Source organism: Neisseria sp. P0018.S001 (assembly GCF_051957355.1).
In the GTDB taxonomy this organism is placed as follows: Bacteria; Pseudomonadota; Gammaproteobacteria; order Burkholderiales; family Neisseriaceae; genus Neisseria; species Neisseria subflava_A.
This window is the reverse complement of record NZ_JBQCWN010000003.1, coordinates 100,611-117,232: the sequence shown is the minus strand read 5'-3', so window position 1 is coordinate 117,232 and position 16,622 is coordinate 100,611. Positions and strand designations below refer to the sequence as shown.

The following is a 16,622-nucleotide window of genomic DNA, read 5'->3' as shown; positions in this document are numbered from 1 at the left end:
CCTTATGCATTTGCTTTTTCGGTGGCGGAAGTTGTCAGTGTAGCCAATTCTTCCAGGGTGTTTATCCAAAGGGTGGGCTGATATTCACGACCGTATTGCTCGGGATCGGCTTGATGAATATTGTGCGGCTTAGGCATGATGCCTATGGAGAGCCAACCCAGTTTGTTGGGTGCGACAAAATCTTTTTTGATGTTGTCGCCGATGTAGATGAAACGTTTTGCAGCTGGATATTTGTTTTGCAGGAAGACAAAACGCTTATCGTCGGGTTTTTCCGATTGCATGGCTTCCGAAATCAAAATGTTGTCAAACAAATCGGTCAAACCCAAGGCCTGTATTTTCAAACGCTGTGTCAGACTGCGGCCGTCTGTAATCAGGGCGCGTGCGGCAAAAGGGCGCATCAGCTTCTGTAAAAAAGACGGTTCGACATAGGGTCGGATAACAGGCCTGTGTAGTCGATATTGCCACAAAAGTGATTGTTTCTCTAGTTCGTTTAATTTGCAATGATGACACAAATTTTCGAGCCAGTCTTTACTTTTATTGTCTGCAATTTCATTTAGTACGTCGGCATCGTATTGTGGGTAAAGCGACGTAATTGTCCCTACAACTGCCTGTATTCCGGAGCATTTGTAGTCGTACTCAGAGTAAAGCGTATCGTCAAGATCGAAGACGATGACGGATTCTTCCGGTTTAATCATGTTCTCTTACCAAAATCTTAGCATCATAACGAAGCATGATTAAATTGTTTTCCCAGTCGTCGGAGAAAGGGATGTCTTGGCCGTCGATGTATTCTTGAATTAGCCAGCCCGGATAGTTGCCGCCTGCGGCGTAAGTCAGCGGGAAACCGCCGCCGAAACGAGGGTTGATTTCCACGCCGTAGGTCGTGCTGTCGGTTTTGCTGACGAAGAATTGCGCGGTAATGCAGCCGCGTGCGCCTTCCAATACGGCCATTTTTTCAACCAGCTCTTTATACAGGGCATTGCGTCGGGTTGCGCCTTTGCTGACTTCGCCGGTGCGCACTTCCAAACGTTCACGAGGAATGGCGCATTTCAGACGGCCTTGACGGTCGTAATACATATCGACGGTAAATTCGGAAAAAGTATTCTCGATATCGATGTATTGGGTGAACATCATTTTCGGGTCTTCGGTAATGTCGACAGTCAAATCAGCCGGTGTGTTGATTTTTTTCGCACCGATGGCGCGGCTGCCGTCATAAGGCTTGGTAAAACATGGGAAAACCAGGCGGTCCCGTTCGTAAATTTCAGGCGAACGGATGCTGTATTGTGCAAACAGGCCTGAGGTCAGGCGCTTGTCGCGGCACAGGGTAATCAGTTTTGCATCGGAAATGACAATATGTATTCCTTCAGCTTCAAAACGGTCACGTGCTTCGGCCAGTTTGAGCAGCTCGGTATCGATGGTTGGCACAATCAGACCGATGTCGTGTTGTTTGGCCAACTCGAAAATGCTGTCAATGTATTCGGCTGCATCGATACGCGGCACGCTGAAAGTGCGGTCGGCAACATGGCAGGCAGAAGACATGTGGGGGTTGAGGTCAGTGGCAAAAACGCCGATACCGTCTGAAAAACGTGCGGCTTCGGTTTGAAAGTCCTGCACCAATTCGACACGGCGACCTGCCGACAGAATCAGTATATTATTTTTTTTCATCAGTTTTGTTACCCGTGAAATAAGGCATTGTGGCTTCCCCTTCGGCTGAGATGCCTTCTTTGACGAAGACTTTTTTAACTGTCAGGAACAAAATTTTTATATCCAGCCAAAAGCTAAAGTTGTCGATGTACCAAACATCGTGGGCGAATTTTTCATCCCATGAAATGGCGTTGCGGCCATTGACTTGAGCCCAACCGGTCACGCCCGGTTTCATTTCGTGGCGGCGGTTTTGAAAGTCGTTGTACAACGGCAGATAGTGCATCAGCAGCGGACGAGGGCCAACTAGACTCATCTCACCTTTTAAGACATTCCATAATTCAGGAAGTTCGTCCAAACTGGTGGCACGTAATTTTTTGCCGAAATCGGTCAGGCGTTCGCTGTCCGGCAGTGGGTTGCCGTCTTTGTCGATTGCATCGCGCATGGAGCGGAATTTAATCATTTTAAAAGGCTTGCCATCTTTGCCCGGCCGCTCTTGGATGAAGAACACGGGCGAGCCTAGGTTTTTACGGATGAGGTACACCAAAATCAAAAACACAGGCGACAGGATAATCAGTCCTGAAGCGGAGGCGACAATGTCAAACAGGCGTTTGAAAAATTTATTCATGAGCTAATCTTTCAATCAGGTTGACGATTTTTTGATAGGCAACGTCGCGTTTGAAGCGGCCGACGATTTCTTCGGACTGAACAGGATCGCTTTTGCGCTTCAAAATATCTTTGGCGGCTTGAACGAAACCGTCCACATCGCCGGAATGGTAGTTCGCATGCGGCAGCAGGGTAAGGACTTCGGCAACTTCGTCGTTGACTTGGCTGTTCAGAATCGGTTTTTGCAAAGCCATATAGTCGGAGAGTTTGTTGGTAATCGATGCCATTGAATAGGACTGGATGGCGTTGATGGCAATGTCGCAGCCCTTGGCAACCGACATCATTTCGGCATAGGGAATGTAGCCGTAAAACTTGATGTCGTCGCAGGCGTATTGTTTGAGCCTGTCCAAATCAGGGCCGCCGCCCATGATGTGCAACTCGACGTTTTCGCCGGCGTCCAACAGCTTGAGAACGCCTTTGCACACGGTTTCCACGTCATAGCTGTAACTGAGCGTGCCCAAGTAGAAAAAGCGGGTTTTGTCGTCGCCAAAATCTTTGGCAGGCGCGGCATCGAGTTTGGGAAAGTCAGCACCGATATAGACGACTTCGCCAGGTACATTCGGATTGGCTTCTTTGGCGCGGTCGAGATAAGTCTGCGATACGGCAACCAGCGCGTCGGCGTAACGGTAGGCCTGGTTGGCGCGTGAAGCAAAGGGCAGCAGGTTGTGCGGTACTTTTTTCAAAAACGGTACGACTGAGGAGAAAGACTCCGGCCATACGTCCTGCACATCGACAATCAGTTTGTAACCCAAACGCGCTTTGTGTTTGCCCAACAGCAGGTTGGTGGCAATCAGCGGATAGGCGGAAAAGACGACGTCTTGTTCGCCCGGACGGCAGTTTTCCAACCATTTTTCAAAATGTTTGACGAAGTGGTGATGGCTGGCCAAGCGTTCTAAAGACACGTTTTTGCTGTATCCACTTTCTTCCAACAGCATGACTTTCAGACGGCCTTGTGAGGCGGCCTCTGCATCTTCGGGCCGTCTGAAAGATTTGTCGTAGTGCTTGAAGTTGCTGGTAATCAGCAACACGTCATGCGACTGCGACAACAGCTCGGCAAGATACCAGAAGCGGTTGAAATGCGGCTCGGACGGCAGTGAGCAATAAGGGGCGACGATGGTAATGTTCATGTTTCAGATAGCCTTACATTTCGTACGCAGCCATGGTGGTGCGGTAGATTTCGTCGTCGGAGCATAAGGTTTCGACGTGTTTGTGCAGGGCTTTACCCATTTGACCGCGCAACTCCGGATGCTTGATGAGTGTATCGACGGCTTCGATAAATGCTTCGTCATCGCCGAAAGGAATGCAGTAGCCGGTTTGGCCGGTAATGACCATTTCGGAAATGCCCGCCATGTTGTAGGTCACGACAGGCGTGTCGTAAAGGCCGGCTTCCAAAATATTGTTGCCGACACCTGCGCCGTGGTCGCCCACGCAATGCGGCGTGTTCACCAAAATATCGACTTCTTTGAAGTAGCCGGTCAAGTCGCGGACGCCGCCGAGGAAGGTGACTTTGTCTTCAATGCCTAAACGTTTGGCTTGGGCTTTGAGGTTGTCCATTTCTTCGCCGATGCCTGCAACGTTGAGGCGTACAGGCATACCGCGGTCAACCATTTTCTTCAAAATATCCAACATCAGATGCACAGCGCGGACGGTGTCCAAACGGGAAAGCGTGCCCAGTTGGACATAGTCTTTGACTGTTTTTTCAGGAACGAAATCTACTTTGTGCAGGGCATTGTAGGTGTAGGTGATGCGGTTGGCAGGGAAACCGTAACGGATGAGTTTTTCACGTTCGTGTTTGCAGTTGCCGATGATGTACACGCCCAGCTTGTCGAAAAGCTTGGCGATTTTCGGATAAGTTTCCGGATCAAGGCCGCGCGCGTGGTAGAACACTTTGGTTTTCGGCGAAGCGAGCTTGGCTGCAATGGCACAGGCCGGAACGATACGCGCCATTTGGCAGTGAATCACATCGGGCTTCTCTTTTTTCAGCAGTTTCATATAGGCAAACATGCCTTTGACGTAACCCAAAAGACCACCTTGGTAAAAATCAATCGGCTGCCAACGGATGCCCAATGCTTGCGCTTCCTGAATCAAAGGGCCGTCTGAAGAGGCCAATACGATATCGTGTCCGCGTTGTTTGAGCAGGCGACCAAGGCGGAAAGTGGCGTTTTCAGTGCCACCGAGGCCAGACATGGAGGTAGTCAGGGTGATTTTCATGATATTCCCTTTGTTTTAGATGGGGTATAGCTATATGTGTAAGCGGCCTGATTTTGTAATTTGGATGCGACAAATGCGCTGTAAATGTAAATCAGCAGGCAGGGTAGCCAGATGAAGGGCATACGCAAAATGGTGGACGGAATAAAACCTGCCAACAAGAAAATGCCCAAAGTTACCCAAGCCAGTACGCGTGATTTGTTGGTTAGTGCACGGCTTGAGGTAGTGTAGAGGAAATAAAACGCTACAAATGCAATAAAACCGAGCAGGGAAATTATGCCGAAACCCAAATACAGTTCGATGATGAAACTGTGCGGATTTTCAAAACCCAGGCTGTTACTCAAGTGGCCGCCAAAATAGTCGCGAAAATTTTTTGGTCCGTAGCCGGTTAGCAACAGGGGCGGATTATTCCAAAAATAGTTGTAAATCTCCTGACGGTAGGACACAGAGTTGTCGCTGTCTAAATCGAATAGAAAAAGGTACACGCGGCTGGAAAAACGTTCAAGAAAAGGGTTGCCGTTAAGTGACAGCAAAAATTCCGCGATGACACGGGATGGAATCATCGATAATGTTAACGCGAGCAGTCCTGTGGCAATAACGGTAATAAAACCATTTTTACGATAAGCTATATAAATGAGTGAAATCAAAAGGTAGCAGGCAATAGCTGTTCTTGATACGCAAACAAAAATGGCCATACCTAGTAGTAAATATAATCCCCAGCCCAGTAGTTTCTCTTTGTGTTTGCGTCCTTGCAGTTGAAAGAAAAACAGGATGGCGGGTGCGAGGCAAACGGCAGTAGCAGCAAGGTTGTTGGGGTTGAAAAACAGCCCTTTGAGCGAGCCTTCTTTAATGGCCAGTTCATCACTGGCACTGACAAACTGAATGCCGGTAATCAATTCCACAAATGGTGGAATGGCAACATAAAGGGCAAAGACCAATAAAAACTTCTGAATAACGCCCAATGGATCTTCAGCGCGCATAAGCACTTGGTAAAACAAGTAGAAAAAAACCGGCACCGCCATAAAAAACAAGATGTCCATGTATTGAGTCGGTATCAGCGATGTAATGCCCATGTGGATGGCCGGCCAAATACACATGGCGGCCAGGGCGCAGAGCATGACAAAAATTTTGCGCGGAATATGCTTGCCCTCCAAAAAGAATACGGCAAGGCCAATCAATACGAACAACAACGATAAAGGATTATCGATGCGCGGTACGCCGATTTTAAAAGACAGCGCCGGCCCCAGCATATAAGCTGTAAACATAATGTATAGGATGTAAGTGTATAAATTTAGACGTTTTATTTTCATAGTCGTTCTGTTGTTATCGTAGAGACCTGAATCTCAGGTTGGCTATTTTGCCGAACGGTTTAATTTGGCTTTGATTTTTTCGGTCGCGGCAAATAGTGCGTGTTTGTATTTTAGGAACAGGAAACCTAGCCCGACTGCCCATGCCAGCGCAAACCAGATGTAGTTGTCGCGCGTACCCAGCCAAGTATAGGCAAGGCAGATCATCAGGCAGAGCGTTGAGTTTGTATAAATCTTCAGGCGCGGCAAAGGCTGCCACAGGCGTGAAGAGAATTCGGTTTTAAAGATGAAAAACAGCCAAAAAGCCGTTGCGCTGGCCATAGCCGCACCTTTTGCACCGAATTTCGGTACCAGCAGATAGAGCAGGGCGGTATTGGCGATAAAGGCAACGATGTTGATGACGGTAATCAGCCAAGTTGAGCGGACAACGTTCAAACCGATGCCGCTGACTTCGGTCAGCGTGTAAAACAGGGGGAAGAGCATACACGAGAGCAGGATAAATTGAACCTGCGTGTATTTTTCCGGCAGTATCCAGGTCACCATCGGCGAGAAAATCCCAATGAGGCAAATCATTGCGCTGATGAGGACGGTCATGGAAAGCGTGATGTCGCCGATTTTATCCAGATTGGTTTTTTCTTCTACCCATTTGAACACCAAAGGCGCCCAAATAGTGGAAAACACACTTTGGAAAATCAAGGCGACGGCACCAAAGCTGACTGCCATCGAATAGATGCCCAATTCGTCCAAACCCGAGATGTCTTTGAGGACAAAGCGGTCAATCGAAGTCAGGCCCCAATAGGCCAAGTTGCCGAATGCCAGCGGCAGGCCGTAGCGCAGGCCGTCCCGATGCAGCTCGGGCGACCATTTCGCATGGGAAACGGCTTGCAGGTCTTGGCGCAGCTGATATATCAACAGTACAACGGTCAGCACTTGGGCTGCGGTGTAGGTAAAAACCAGCGAAGTAGTATTGGTAGGTAAGCCGGAAGCAATCACGGCAAAAACCAACACCAAAATCAAGAATTTCGGCGCAAGCTGGCTGACGGAAAAAGCCAATGCCTGCTCTTTCATCCGCAAAATCAAGGCTAAAAAACGGGTAATCAGCGTAGTGGCCAAGAAAATCAGAAAGAGAATCCCCAAATTTGCACTGGGGATGTCAAAAATGATTTCAGACGGCCATGATGCGTTTATCAGTAACACTAAAACCACAACCGCCACAGTCAGAATCAATGGCGATAAAAAAACGGATTTGAACAGCGCGGCCTTGTCTTTAACGGCGTAATAGTCGCGAATATAGGATTGGTCCAGCCCCAAGCCCAGCAACAGGATGCTCAGTCCGGCAATGGTCTGCAAGAGTACGATACGGCCGATGTCTTCCGCAGGGAAGTACCATGAGATGAGCGGCAGGGAAAGCAGGCCGAAAGCGGCGCTTCCTATCGGGCCCAATGCGTAGCCGAGGATTTTTTTCGCGTTCATATTATTTGTTTTCAGACGGCCAGAAGTTCGAGCTGAGCGTTTTTCGTAGGGTATGTGTTGTTACCGTTGCCGGTTTGCCAAGGCCGTCTGAAAAACAAATAGCCTTGGGAAACCGGCTACCGTCCCGGTCGGGGAAACCGGAGGCAGCCGGATGTGTCTGAAGCAAGATTATGCTTTGATGACTTTAGGATTTTTTACTGGGAATTTGCCGCGTGTATCGACAATCAGCTTGGCATGTTCGGTGATCATGTCATAGTCGAATTTGTCGTGATCGGTGGTCAGAACCACGCAATCGTATTGGGCGACAGTTTCAGGAGTCAGCGCTTCGCTCTTCAGGTCGAAGTAGTGGTGGCCGGGGATGTGCGGAAACTCTGGAACGTGCGGGTCAGAGTAGGAAACCACTGCGCCCAGTTTGTGCAGGCGGTCCATCACTTCTACAGACGGGCTTTCACGCATATCGTCCACGTTTTTCTTGTAGGCGATACCCAATACCAAGATTTTGCTGTCTTTGATAGAACGGTTGTGGTCATTCAAAGCCAGGCCGACTTTTTCGATAACGTAGTCAGGCATGTGGGAGTTTACTTCGCCGGCAAGCTCGATGAAGCGGGTGTTTACGCCGTATTCGCGTGCTTTCCAAGTCAGGTAGAACGGGTCGATAGGGATACAGTGACCACCCAAGCCTGGACCTGGGTAATAAGCAACGAAGCCGAACGGTTTGGTCGCAGCGGCATTGATGACTTCGTGAATGTCGATGCCCATTTTGTCGGCAACGATTTTCATCTCGTTCACCAAGCCAATGTTTACGGCGCGGTGGATGTTTTCCAGGAGTTTGGTCAGCTCGGCAGCTTTGGTGGAGCTTACTGGAACAACTTTATCGATGGCAGGTTGGTACAGCGCAAGGCCGACTTCCAAACAGGCAGGGGTATGGCCGCCGATGACTTTTGGAATGGTACGGGTTTCAAAGTTAGGGTTACCCGGGTCTTCACGCTCAGGAGAGTAAACTAAGAACACGTCTTGACCGACTTTCAAGCCGCCTTCTTCCATACGTGGCAGCAATTCTTCTTCGGTAGTACCGGGGTAGGTGGTGGATTCTAAAGACAGCACTTGACCGGCGCGCAGGTAAGGTTTTACCGCATCGGTAGTGTCAATCACAAAGCTCATGTCCGGCTCACGGTATTTGTTCAGCGGAGTCGGTACGCACAAAATGACGGCTTCTACTTCGCCGATGCGGGAGAAGTCGGTCGTTGCTTCAAACAGGCTGTTGGAAGCAGCGGCAATTTTGTCGGAAGGGATATGCTCAATGTAGCTTTCGCCTTTGTTGAGCTTGTCGACTTTGTTGGTGTCAATGTCGAAACCCAAAACTTGGTAACCGATATCCACATAGCGCAACATCAGTGGTAAACCGACGTAGCCTAAGCCAACGATGCCGATTTTTGCGGTCTTATCGGCAAATTTTTGTATCGTAACGTTTTTCATGATGTCTTTCGTTTAATGAATGAGTAAATCGGGAGTGTTTTCCCGATGCCTGAGTTGTTTGCTGCAACCGCATAGCCATAGCCGGCTGCCGTATCGTGTGAAGCCTTAAAACCATACTTATAATTACATTAGACGGAATCATAAGCACTTATCTGATTCGTCTCAATCAAAAAAGTTTAACGGTCGTTCAGACGGCCTGTAAGGTATGAAAAAGGTATTTTTGAATATTGAATTTTTAGAAATTACACTCAACCAAATGTTTTAATTTTAAATATCTCTTTGTCAAATGCATGGTTCATGAAATTAAACTACCGTTTATGCCGTTTAAAACCCTTCTAGAATAAAAACTTTTAACAAATTTTCATGGTTTAACTTATCTTAATAATTCATTCTTTTGTGATGAAAAAAAGGAAAATTTGTCGACAATCAGCTCGAGGATAGTTAGTGCAAGTCAAAGTTTTAAATTGGAATACGTTATAGTCATTATAATATTTCGGCGAAAAACACATTTATTGCCATGCAAATGATAGATAGATTCTATTGAAAATGGTTTAATTATCAAGCTGAGGCAATTAGGTGGATTTTTTCCGGAGAACCCATTTAATGTCCTGCCCGATGATTTCTACTGATTGACTTTGCCAAGGGCCGTCTGAAAGCAGGACGGCCGGATTTTCAGGAATGGAGAAAAGAGGTTTGCCTGCGCCTAATAGTTTCGGCGCTTGGTAGAGGACGATTTCATCCACCAAGTCATCCTTCAGGAAGGCTGAAGCAAGTGTTGAGCCGGCTTCTACCAGAACTTCGCCAAAGCCAAGCTCTGCCAGTTGCGGCATGAGTGAAAGAAGATTGATGCGACCGTTGATGTGTTCAGACGGCCTGATGATGCGGATATGTTCAAATGCACTCAGAGCCTGCAAACGTTGTTCGTCTGAGGAAAGGGTAACGATAACGGTCGGGCTTTCGGTATCGGTCACGAGGTGGCAGTCCAAAGGGATTTGCAGTCGGCTGTCCAAGACGATACGCGCAGGTTGACGTAGGGTGGGGAAGCTGCGAACGTTGAGTTTCGGGTTGTCGGCAAGTACGGTACCGATACCGGTCAAAACGGCGCAACTTTCGGCACGGAGAATTTGTACGTCTTCGCGTGCCGCTTCGCCGGTAATCCAAAAGCTGCGGCCGTCTGAAAGAGCGGTTTTGCCGTCCAAACTGGCAGCGCATTTGAGGCGGACAAACGGTCTGCCGCGTTCGATACGCGACAGGAAACCGCGGTTGAGTTCGCGCGCCTGAGCTTCCAGCAAACCGCTTTCTGTACGGATTCCGGCGGCTTCCAGCATGGATAAGCCTTTGCCTGCGACCAACGGGTTAGGGTCGGTCATGGCGGCGACTACGCGCGTTACGCCGGAATGAACCAGCGCTTCGGCGCACGGTGGTGTACGGCCGTAATGGCTGCAAGGTTCCAGCGTGACATAGGCTGTTGCGCCTTTTGCCGCCGCTCCGGCCTGCCTTAACGCGTGAACTTCAGCGTGCGGCTCGCCTGCTTTGACGTGGAAACCTTGTCCGATGATTTGGGCGCCGTGTGCAATCACGCAACCGACGCGGGGATTGGGGGAAGTAGAAAACCGCCCAAGCTTGGCCAGCTCGAGGGCGGTTTGCATCATTTGGGTATCAAGTGCGGAAAACATGGTTTCAGACGGCCTTATTTGGCTTTGCATTCGGCGATGACTTGGGTGAATTCGGAAACGTCTTTAAAGCTTTTATAGACGGACGCGAAGCGGACATAGGCAACTTGGTCGATTTTTGCCAGCTCTTCCATCGCCATTTCGCCGACGATGCGCGAAGCGACTTCTTTTTTGCCCAAACGGTAGAGGCGCTGCTCGATAAGGGCAACGGTTTCATCGATTTGTTCTTGTGTGACAGGGCGTTTGTGCAGCGCGCGCTCAAGGCTGGTTTGCAGTTTGTGCGGATTGAAGGGAACCCGTGTGCCGTTGGATTTGATGACTTGCGGCATCCGCATTTCAACGGTTTCAAAGGTGCTGAAGCGTTGTCCGCATTCCAAGCATTTGCGACGGCGACGGATGCTGTTGGTGTCTTCCAGCCATCGCGAGTCGGCTACTTGTGTATTGGGGTGTTGGCAAAACGGGCACTTCATCGGGTTTCCTTGTCATACGCTCGGCAAGGTCGCTAAGCAATTGAATTCATTGTTTGTGACCTATTATTGTAGCGGATTGCGCTATTTTCGTATAGTAAACGCTTTGACTATGGATTAAGTATAAAAAGGCCGTCTGAAAGGGCAACTTGAGCGAAGTTGAGCCTTTCAGACGGCCTTATGTTTTTCAGTCAATCAAACGTCAAACCGATACGCCGACGGCACGGGCGATTTCCAAACCTTCTTCCGCGCTCATGTAAACCGGATTGTCGGGGCGGTCGCTGAGGACAATGTCGCCGTCTTGAAACATCACCAATTCATTGACTGCCAATTGCGACCAGGTTTCATCTCGTGTCAGGGGCAGGGTGGCGATGACAGAAACTTTATCGTTCGGGGTGGTCACTTCTGAAAAATCGACCATGACATCATCGTCCAGCAAACGCGCTTTACCAAACGGGGCTTTGCGCACGATGTAGTGCAGCAAGGTGCTGGCGTGGGCAAACAGGCAGTCGCCGTTGGACATCACAAAGTTGAACAAGCCATAGCGGCGGATTTCATGAGTCAGGCCGGCAATGGCGTCAAACAAAACTTCAGGTTCGGGCTTGGTGGCAAAGCGGCTGCGCAGGCGGTTGAGGATAAAGCAGAACGCGCGTTCGGAATCGGTTGAGCCGACGGCATGGTAGTACTCTTCCTGCTCAGGAAAAAAATCAATCAAATGGCCGTTGTGTGCAAACAGCCAATATTCGCCCCACATCTCGCGCATGAAGGGATGAGTGTTCGCCAACGAGGTCTGGCCTTGTGAGGCCTTGCGGATATGGGCGATAACGTTTTCAGATTTGATCTGATAGGCGCGCACCAAGTCGGCAACAGGCGAGTTGGCGCTGGGTTTGTCGTCGTGAAACAAGCGCACGCCTTTGCCTTCGAAAAAGCCGATACCGAAGCCGTCGGCGTGGTGATCGGTAATGCCGCCACGGCGGCGGAAGCCTTCAAAAGAAAACATGATGTCTGTGGGAGTGTTGCAATTCATGCCGAGCAGTTGGCACATGGCGTTAACCTTTATTTTTGGGGTATTTATGGGGTTATTATGGTGTATCGGGCAGGCAGTTTCAATATGTAGAGTGTGATATGTTTATAACTGTCTCATACTTGGCGGGCCGTCTGAAAAATTGCTGTCAAAAATTCAGACGGCCTTAAAGTGTTCCCAGACCGGGTGGCATTGTTCGGGTAAGTCGGGGCAGGCGCCGAGTATGCCGCCGCTGAAGTCGTTGGGGCGGTGGAAGTCGCTGCCTGCACTGGCGAGAAAGTCGAAGCGGTCGGCAAGCAGGGCATAGTTGAGGCGGTCGTTTTTACAGCAGTTGCCGCTGTGCACTTCAATCCCTGCGCCGCCGAGATTTTTAAATTCTTGGAACAGGTTTCGTTTGGCGGTGGCGGATAATTCATAGCGCATTGGGTGGGCGATAATGGCCATGCCGCCCGCGCCTGTAATCGCGGCTACGCAGTCTTCCAGTGTGGCCCATTCATGTCTGACGGAACAGGATTTGCCGTCGCCCAGATATTTGGTAAATGCCTGCTGTTTGTTTTTAACATGGCCTTCGCAGATGAGGAATTCGGCAATGTGGGTGCGGCTGGCCATTTCTTTGTTGGCGGCCAATGCCAGCGCGCCTTCATACGCGCCTGTTATGCCTTTTTTCTCCAGCTTGGCCGCGATGGCTTCCAATCGTTTCAGACGGCCTTTGCGGACTTCTGCAAGCAGGTTTTGCAGGGCTTCGTTGTGTTCGTCAAAGTCCAAGCCGACAACGTGGATGGTGCGGCCGCGCCAAGTGACGGATATTTCCACGCCGTTGACGAAGGGGAGTCCGAGGGTATCGGCTTCGGCGCGTGCTTCGGCAAGTCCGCCGGTGTGGTCGTGGTCGGTTAGGGCGAGCAGGGTGCAACCGTTTTGACGGGCGAGTCGGACGACTTCGGTTGGGGAGAGCATGCCGTCTGAAACGGTCGAATGGCAGTGTAAATCAATCATGGTTTTGCTTTGAATTTTCTCAAAAAAGGCCGTCTGAACGTTTCAGACGGCCTTGATTTGTTAGAACAGAGAGTCCAGTTGTTGTTTGTTATTGTTGCCGGTATTGCTTGGCAGAACTGGGGTTTCATCTAATTCTTCACGGGCTGGCGCATTGCCGCTCTCGGTACGGCGGCGGTTTTCATTCGGAACGGCACGATGGGCAGGACGCGGAGCAACGCCGCTGTTGTCCAAGGCCAGGTCGGAGCTGGTGGTCATGCGTTCGCGCATATACACTTCGCCGCCGTTTGTAACCACGCCTTCAGGTGCTTTCATCGGTTTGACGCTGGTGCCTTTCAGTGCGAAGCGCATGTATTCTACCCAAACCGGTACGGCGATTGTACCACCGTAACCTGCACGACCCATGCTGCGCGGTTTGTCAAAGCCGATATAGACGGCAGTCACAACGCTAGGGTTGAAGCCGACAAACCATGCGTCTTTGTTGTCGTTGGTGGTACCGGTTTTACCGGCGATGTCGGCGCGGCCGAGTGCGGCTGCACCGCGTGCGGTACCGACACGGACAACGTCTTGCATGATTTTGTACATGATGTAGGCGTTGCGCGGGTCAATGGCCTGAGGTGCGTTCTCACCGGCTACCAAAGGCTGCATTTGCGCTCTCAGACGGCCTTGGCTGTCGTAGATTTTGTCGATGACGTGGGCAGATACTTTGTAACCGCCGTTGGCAAAGACGCTGTAACCTTCTGCAATACGCAACGGCGTGGTTTCGCCTGTACCCAAAGCCATAGACAGGCTGGCAGGGATTTCAGACGGCTTGAAGCCGAAGCGTTGGATGTATTGTTGCGCGTAGCCGATGCCGATAGACATCAGGATGCGGATGGACACCATGTTTTTCGAAGCGGTCAAAGCCTGGCGCAGCGTGATGTAACCGGAATAGCGGCCGTCTGAATTTTTCGGGTTCCACACTTTGCCGTTTGCACCTTTGCCCGGCAGGGAAATCGGCGCATCGTTAATCATGGTGGAAGCAGTCATGCCTTTTGCCAAAGCGGCGGAATAAACGAACGGTTTGAACGTCGAGCCGGGTTGGCGCATGGCTTGAGTCGCGCGGTTGAAGGTTTTGCTGTGGTAGTCGTAGCCGCCGACCAATGCGCGGACTGCACCGGTTTTCGCATCTAAAGACACCAATGCGCCTTGCAACAAAGGCTCTTGAACAACGGTAAAGGTATCGCCGCTGCCTTTAACGCGAATGACGGAGCCGCGACGGATGCGGTCATCCCCCATTTTTTCGTTGTTGACGGCACGGGCGGCAAAGCCTAAAGCGTGGCTGTTCAGCGTCACTTTACGGCCGCTTGGCAACTGAATCTGTACACCTTTACGGGAGGCTTCCAATACAACTGCCGGAATCATTTTATCGACGGTGTAAAGCGTAGAAAGGTATTGGCTGACAGTTTCTTCTACGTTGTCGCTTTTGCTCAGGTCGATGTAGTTTTCTGCACCACGGTAGCTGCTGCCGCGGTCGAAGTTGCGCAGAACTTTACGCAGGGCTTCGGTAGCGACGCGTTGGTGTGCGGTATCGACTGTGGTATATACCTTGAAGCCTTGAGTGTAGGCATCTTCACCGTATTTTTCAAACAGCTCCTGACGTACCATTTCGGCAACGTACAGGGCGCTTTGATCGATGTTTTGTACAAAACGCTCGTAATGCAACTCTTCTTTCAAAGCCTGATCGCGTTGCTGCAGGGTAATCATGCCTTCTTCCAGCATATTGTTCAGAATATAAGTCTGACGCAATTTGGCACGCTCAGGGTTCACAATCGGATTGTAGGCGGAAGGTGCTTTAGGCAAGCCGGCCAACATGGCGGCCTCGGCCAATGTTAATTCATTAACATTTTTGTTGAAATAAATTTGGGCTGCAGATGCAAAACCATAAGCGCGTTGACCCAAATAGATTTGGTTGAAGTACAGCTCCAAAATCTTGTCTTTGCTCAAAGACTGCTCGATTTTGTAGGCCAACAGGGCTTCGTTGAATTTACGGGTGAACGAACGCTCGCTGCTCAGGTAGAAGTTTTTGGCAACCTGTTGCGTAATCGTACTGGCACCGGATTGAACGCCGCCGGCCATGACGTTGCCGATCGCGGCGCGCGCCACGCCCCAAACGTCTACGCCCCAGTGATCGTAGAAGCGTTTGTCTTCGGCGGCAATCACGGCGTCTTTCAAAATTTTCGGGAAGTCGCCGATTTTGGTAAATTCACGCCGTTGTTCGCCGTAAACGCCAATGACTTGGCCGTCTGAAGAATAAATCGTCAGCGGCATTTTGGGTTTGTAGTGTTGTAAAGTGTCCAAAGACGGCAGTTTTGGATAGGTTACCAAAATTGCAATTGCAATCAGACCTACACCAAAAAGAGCCAGTCCTAATAAGAGACCCATGCAGGTCGTTATAATCTTTTTAATCATGACTAGGTAATAATTTTGCCATTAATGGCGATAAATAAAGTAAAATGGGAAACGATTTCTATCAGCCACAGTCAATACTGTGTAAAGAATAAGAAGTCCTTTACGGATAACGAAACAGTTACTCACTCCTAAATGATACAGGGAAGTCAAATCATGCGCTTATTTAAAAGCACGAAAGATACCAAAACAGGTAAGGCTTCTAGCGGATTGAACAACCGCTCTGCCATCGGCGTCGATATCAGCCAACATGCCATTAAGATGGTACAACTGACAGGCCGTAGTTTAAACCAAATTCAGCTGGAAAAATACGTTATTACCAAATTGCCTAAAAATATTGTCAAAGGCAACAAAATTCAAGACTACGATCAGCTTGCTACTTACATCCAACATACTTACACACAATTACGCAGTTCTTGCAAAAATATTGTTGCGGCCGTGCCACAAAATTTGGCGACAGTCGAGCAAATTATTTACAACCCGCGTGATACTGATTTGGACTTGGAAGAGTTTGTCGAAGCGGAAGTCGGCCAATTTGCGCCGATTGAAGAAATGAACTACGACTTTCAAGCTGAAGAAGTCGGTTCGGGTCAGCATGTTTTAGCGGTTGCTGCCAAAAAAGACGATGTCGAGCCGCGCATTGAAATGTTTGAGAATGCAGGCCTGCCTTTGTCGGCTTTGGATTTGGACTTGCTGGCTCAACGCAATGCCTTCGTCTATTGGATGAATACGCATGCCCCCGAAATGGCAGAGGAAAAAGTTGCCGTGTTCGGCATTCATGCAACGCAAATGTATGCCCTGATTCTGCAAAACGGCCGCATCCTCTACAAACAAGAAACGCCGGTCAGTACCGAGCAGCTCAATCAGCTGATTCAGCGTACTTATCAGGTAACGGAAGAAAAAGCCGCGCAAATGATGGCTTCTCAAAACAAGCCTTCCGACTACCAATCTCAGATTGCCGACCGTTTTAACGTACAGGTTGCACAAGAAGTTCAGCGTGTTTTGCAATTTTACTATACCACACAGGCCACTGATTCTTTCTCCAATATCAAACACATCCTGCTGACCGGTTTTACCGCTCAGCAGGCAGGTTTGGCGGAAAGCATTTTCTCGCAAACCAATACGGCAACAGAATATCTGCATCCGATTTCATATGTGGAACGCAGTGCAAAAGTAGAATTGCCGCAGTTTCAAATTGATGCGCCGTCACTGACTTTGGCGTTCGGATTGGCATTAAGGGGACTTTGAGAAC

Annotated in this window: 14 protein-coding genes; 1 reads left to right on the top strand and 13 read right to left on the bottom strand. The window is 49.6% G+C overall.

The genetic code is table 11. The annotated features are described in order from the left end of the window. Positions 1-2: 2 nt before the first annotated feature. The 13 genes from ACTHTJ_RS03375 to ACTHTJ_RS03315 form a co-directional block, all read right to left on the bottom strand. The gene (locus tag ACTHTJ_RS03375) at positions 3-695 is read right to left on the bottom strand and encodes an HAD family hydrolase (RefSeq protein WP_315037956.1); all 693 of its coding nucleotides are present in this window, start codon (positions 693-695) and stop codon (positions 3-5) included. After that, the gene (locus tag ACTHTJ_RS03370) at positions 688-1,662 is read right to left on the bottom strand and encodes an ATP-grasp domain-containing protein (protein WP_440360761.1); all 975 of its coding nucleotides are present in this window, start codon (positions 1,660-1,662) and stop codon (positions 688-690) included. Before ACTHTJ_RS03370 ends, ACTHTJ_RS03375 begins: the two co-directional genes overlap by 8 nt. Continuing rightward, entirely contained in the window at positions 1,649-2,266 is a 618-nt protein-coding gene (locus ACTHTJ_RS03365) for a sugar transferase (RefSeq protein ID WP_049333552.1), read from the bottom strand. The genes ACTHTJ_RS03370 and ACTHTJ_RS03365 overlap by 14 nt, the downstream gene beginning before the upstream one ends. Continuing rightward, positions 2,259-3,431, bottom strand: a complete 1,173-nt coding sequence (locus tag ACTHTJ_RS03360; RefSeq protein ID WP_070645328.1) for a glycosyltransferase — start codon at positions 3,429-3,431, stop codon at positions 2,259-2,261. Before ACTHTJ_RS03360 ends, ACTHTJ_RS03365 begins: the two co-directional genes overlap by 8 nt. Before the next feature lie 13 nt (positions 3,432-3,444). Continuing rightward, positions 3,445-4,515, bottom strand: a complete 1,071-nt coding sequence (locus ACTHTJ_RS03355) for a glycosyltransferase family 4 protein (RefSeq protein WP_070584705.1) — start codon at positions 4,513-4,515, stop codon at positions 3,445-3,447. Next, a complete protein-coding gene (locus ACTHTJ_RS03350; protein ID WP_070460461.1) occupies positions 4,512-5,822 on the bottom strand; it encodes an O-antigen ligase family protein in 1,311 nt (436 codons plus the stop codon). Before ACTHTJ_RS03350 ends, ACTHTJ_RS03355 begins: the two co-directional genes overlap by 4 nt. 42 nt (positions 5,823-5,864) lie before the next feature. Beyond that, positions 5,865-7,292 (bottom strand): oligosaccharide flippase family protein, encoded by a 1,428-nt coding sequence (locus tag ACTHTJ_RS03345; protein WP_070460460.1) that lies wholly within the window; start codon positions 7,290-7,292, stop codon positions 5,865-5,867. Between the two features lie 168 nt (positions 7,293-7,460). Further along, positions 7,461-8,768, bottom strand: a complete 1,308-nt coding sequence (locus ACTHTJ_RS03340) for a nucleotide sugar dehydrogenase (protein ID WP_070460459.1) — start codon at positions 8,766-8,768, stop codon at positions 7,461-7,463. Between the two features lie 572 nt (positions 8,769-9,340). Further along, positions 9,341-10,444: a bifunctional diaminohydroxyphosphoribosylaminopyrimidine deaminase/5-amino-6-(5-phosphoribosylamino)uracil reductase RibD gene (gene ribD / locus ACTHTJ_RS03335; protein ID WP_107792217.1), complete on the bottom strand. Its 1,104-nt coding sequence runs from the start codon at positions 10,442-10,444 to the stop codon at positions 9,341-9,343. A gap of 14 nt (positions 10,445-10,458) precedes the next feature. Further along, a complete protein-coding gene (nrdR, locus tag ACTHTJ_RS03330) occupies positions 10,459-10,911 on the bottom strand; it encodes a transcriptional regulator NrdR (protein WP_070584707.1) in 453 nt (150 codons plus the stop codon). 199 nt (positions 10,912-11,110) lie between these two features. Further along, positions 11,111-11,953 (bottom strand): class II glutamine amidotransferase, encoded by an 843-nt coding sequence (locus ACTHTJ_RS03325; RefSeq protein ID WP_070584708.1) that lies wholly within the window; start codon positions 11,951-11,953, stop codon positions 11,111-11,113. A gap of 135 nt (positions 11,954-12,088) precedes the next feature. Beyond that, complete coding sequence (locus ACTHTJ_RS03320; RefSeq protein WP_070584710.1) at positions 12,089-12,925, bottom strand: PHP domain-containing protein; 837 nt, start codon at positions 12,923-12,925, stop codon at positions 12,089-12,091. Between the two features lie 60 nt (positions 12,926-12,985). Continuing rightward, positions 12,986-15,373 carry a penicillin-binding protein 1A gene (locus ACTHTJ_RS03315; protein ID WP_070584712.1) on the bottom strand — a complete coding sequence of 796 codons (2,388 nt, stop codon included), beginning with the start codon at positions 15,371-15,373 and terminating at the stop codon, positions 12,986-12,988. A gap of 153 nt (positions 15,374-15,526) precedes the next feature. Between ACTHTJ_RS03315 and pilM the strand changes: the two genes are divergently transcribed. Next, positions 15,527-16,618, top strand: a complete 1,092-nt coding sequence (gene pilM / locus ACTHTJ_RS03310) for a type IV pilus assembly protein PilM (protein ID WP_070584713.1) — start codon at positions 15,527-15,529, stop codon at positions 16,616-16,618. Positions 16,619-16,622: the final 4 nt, after the last annotated feature.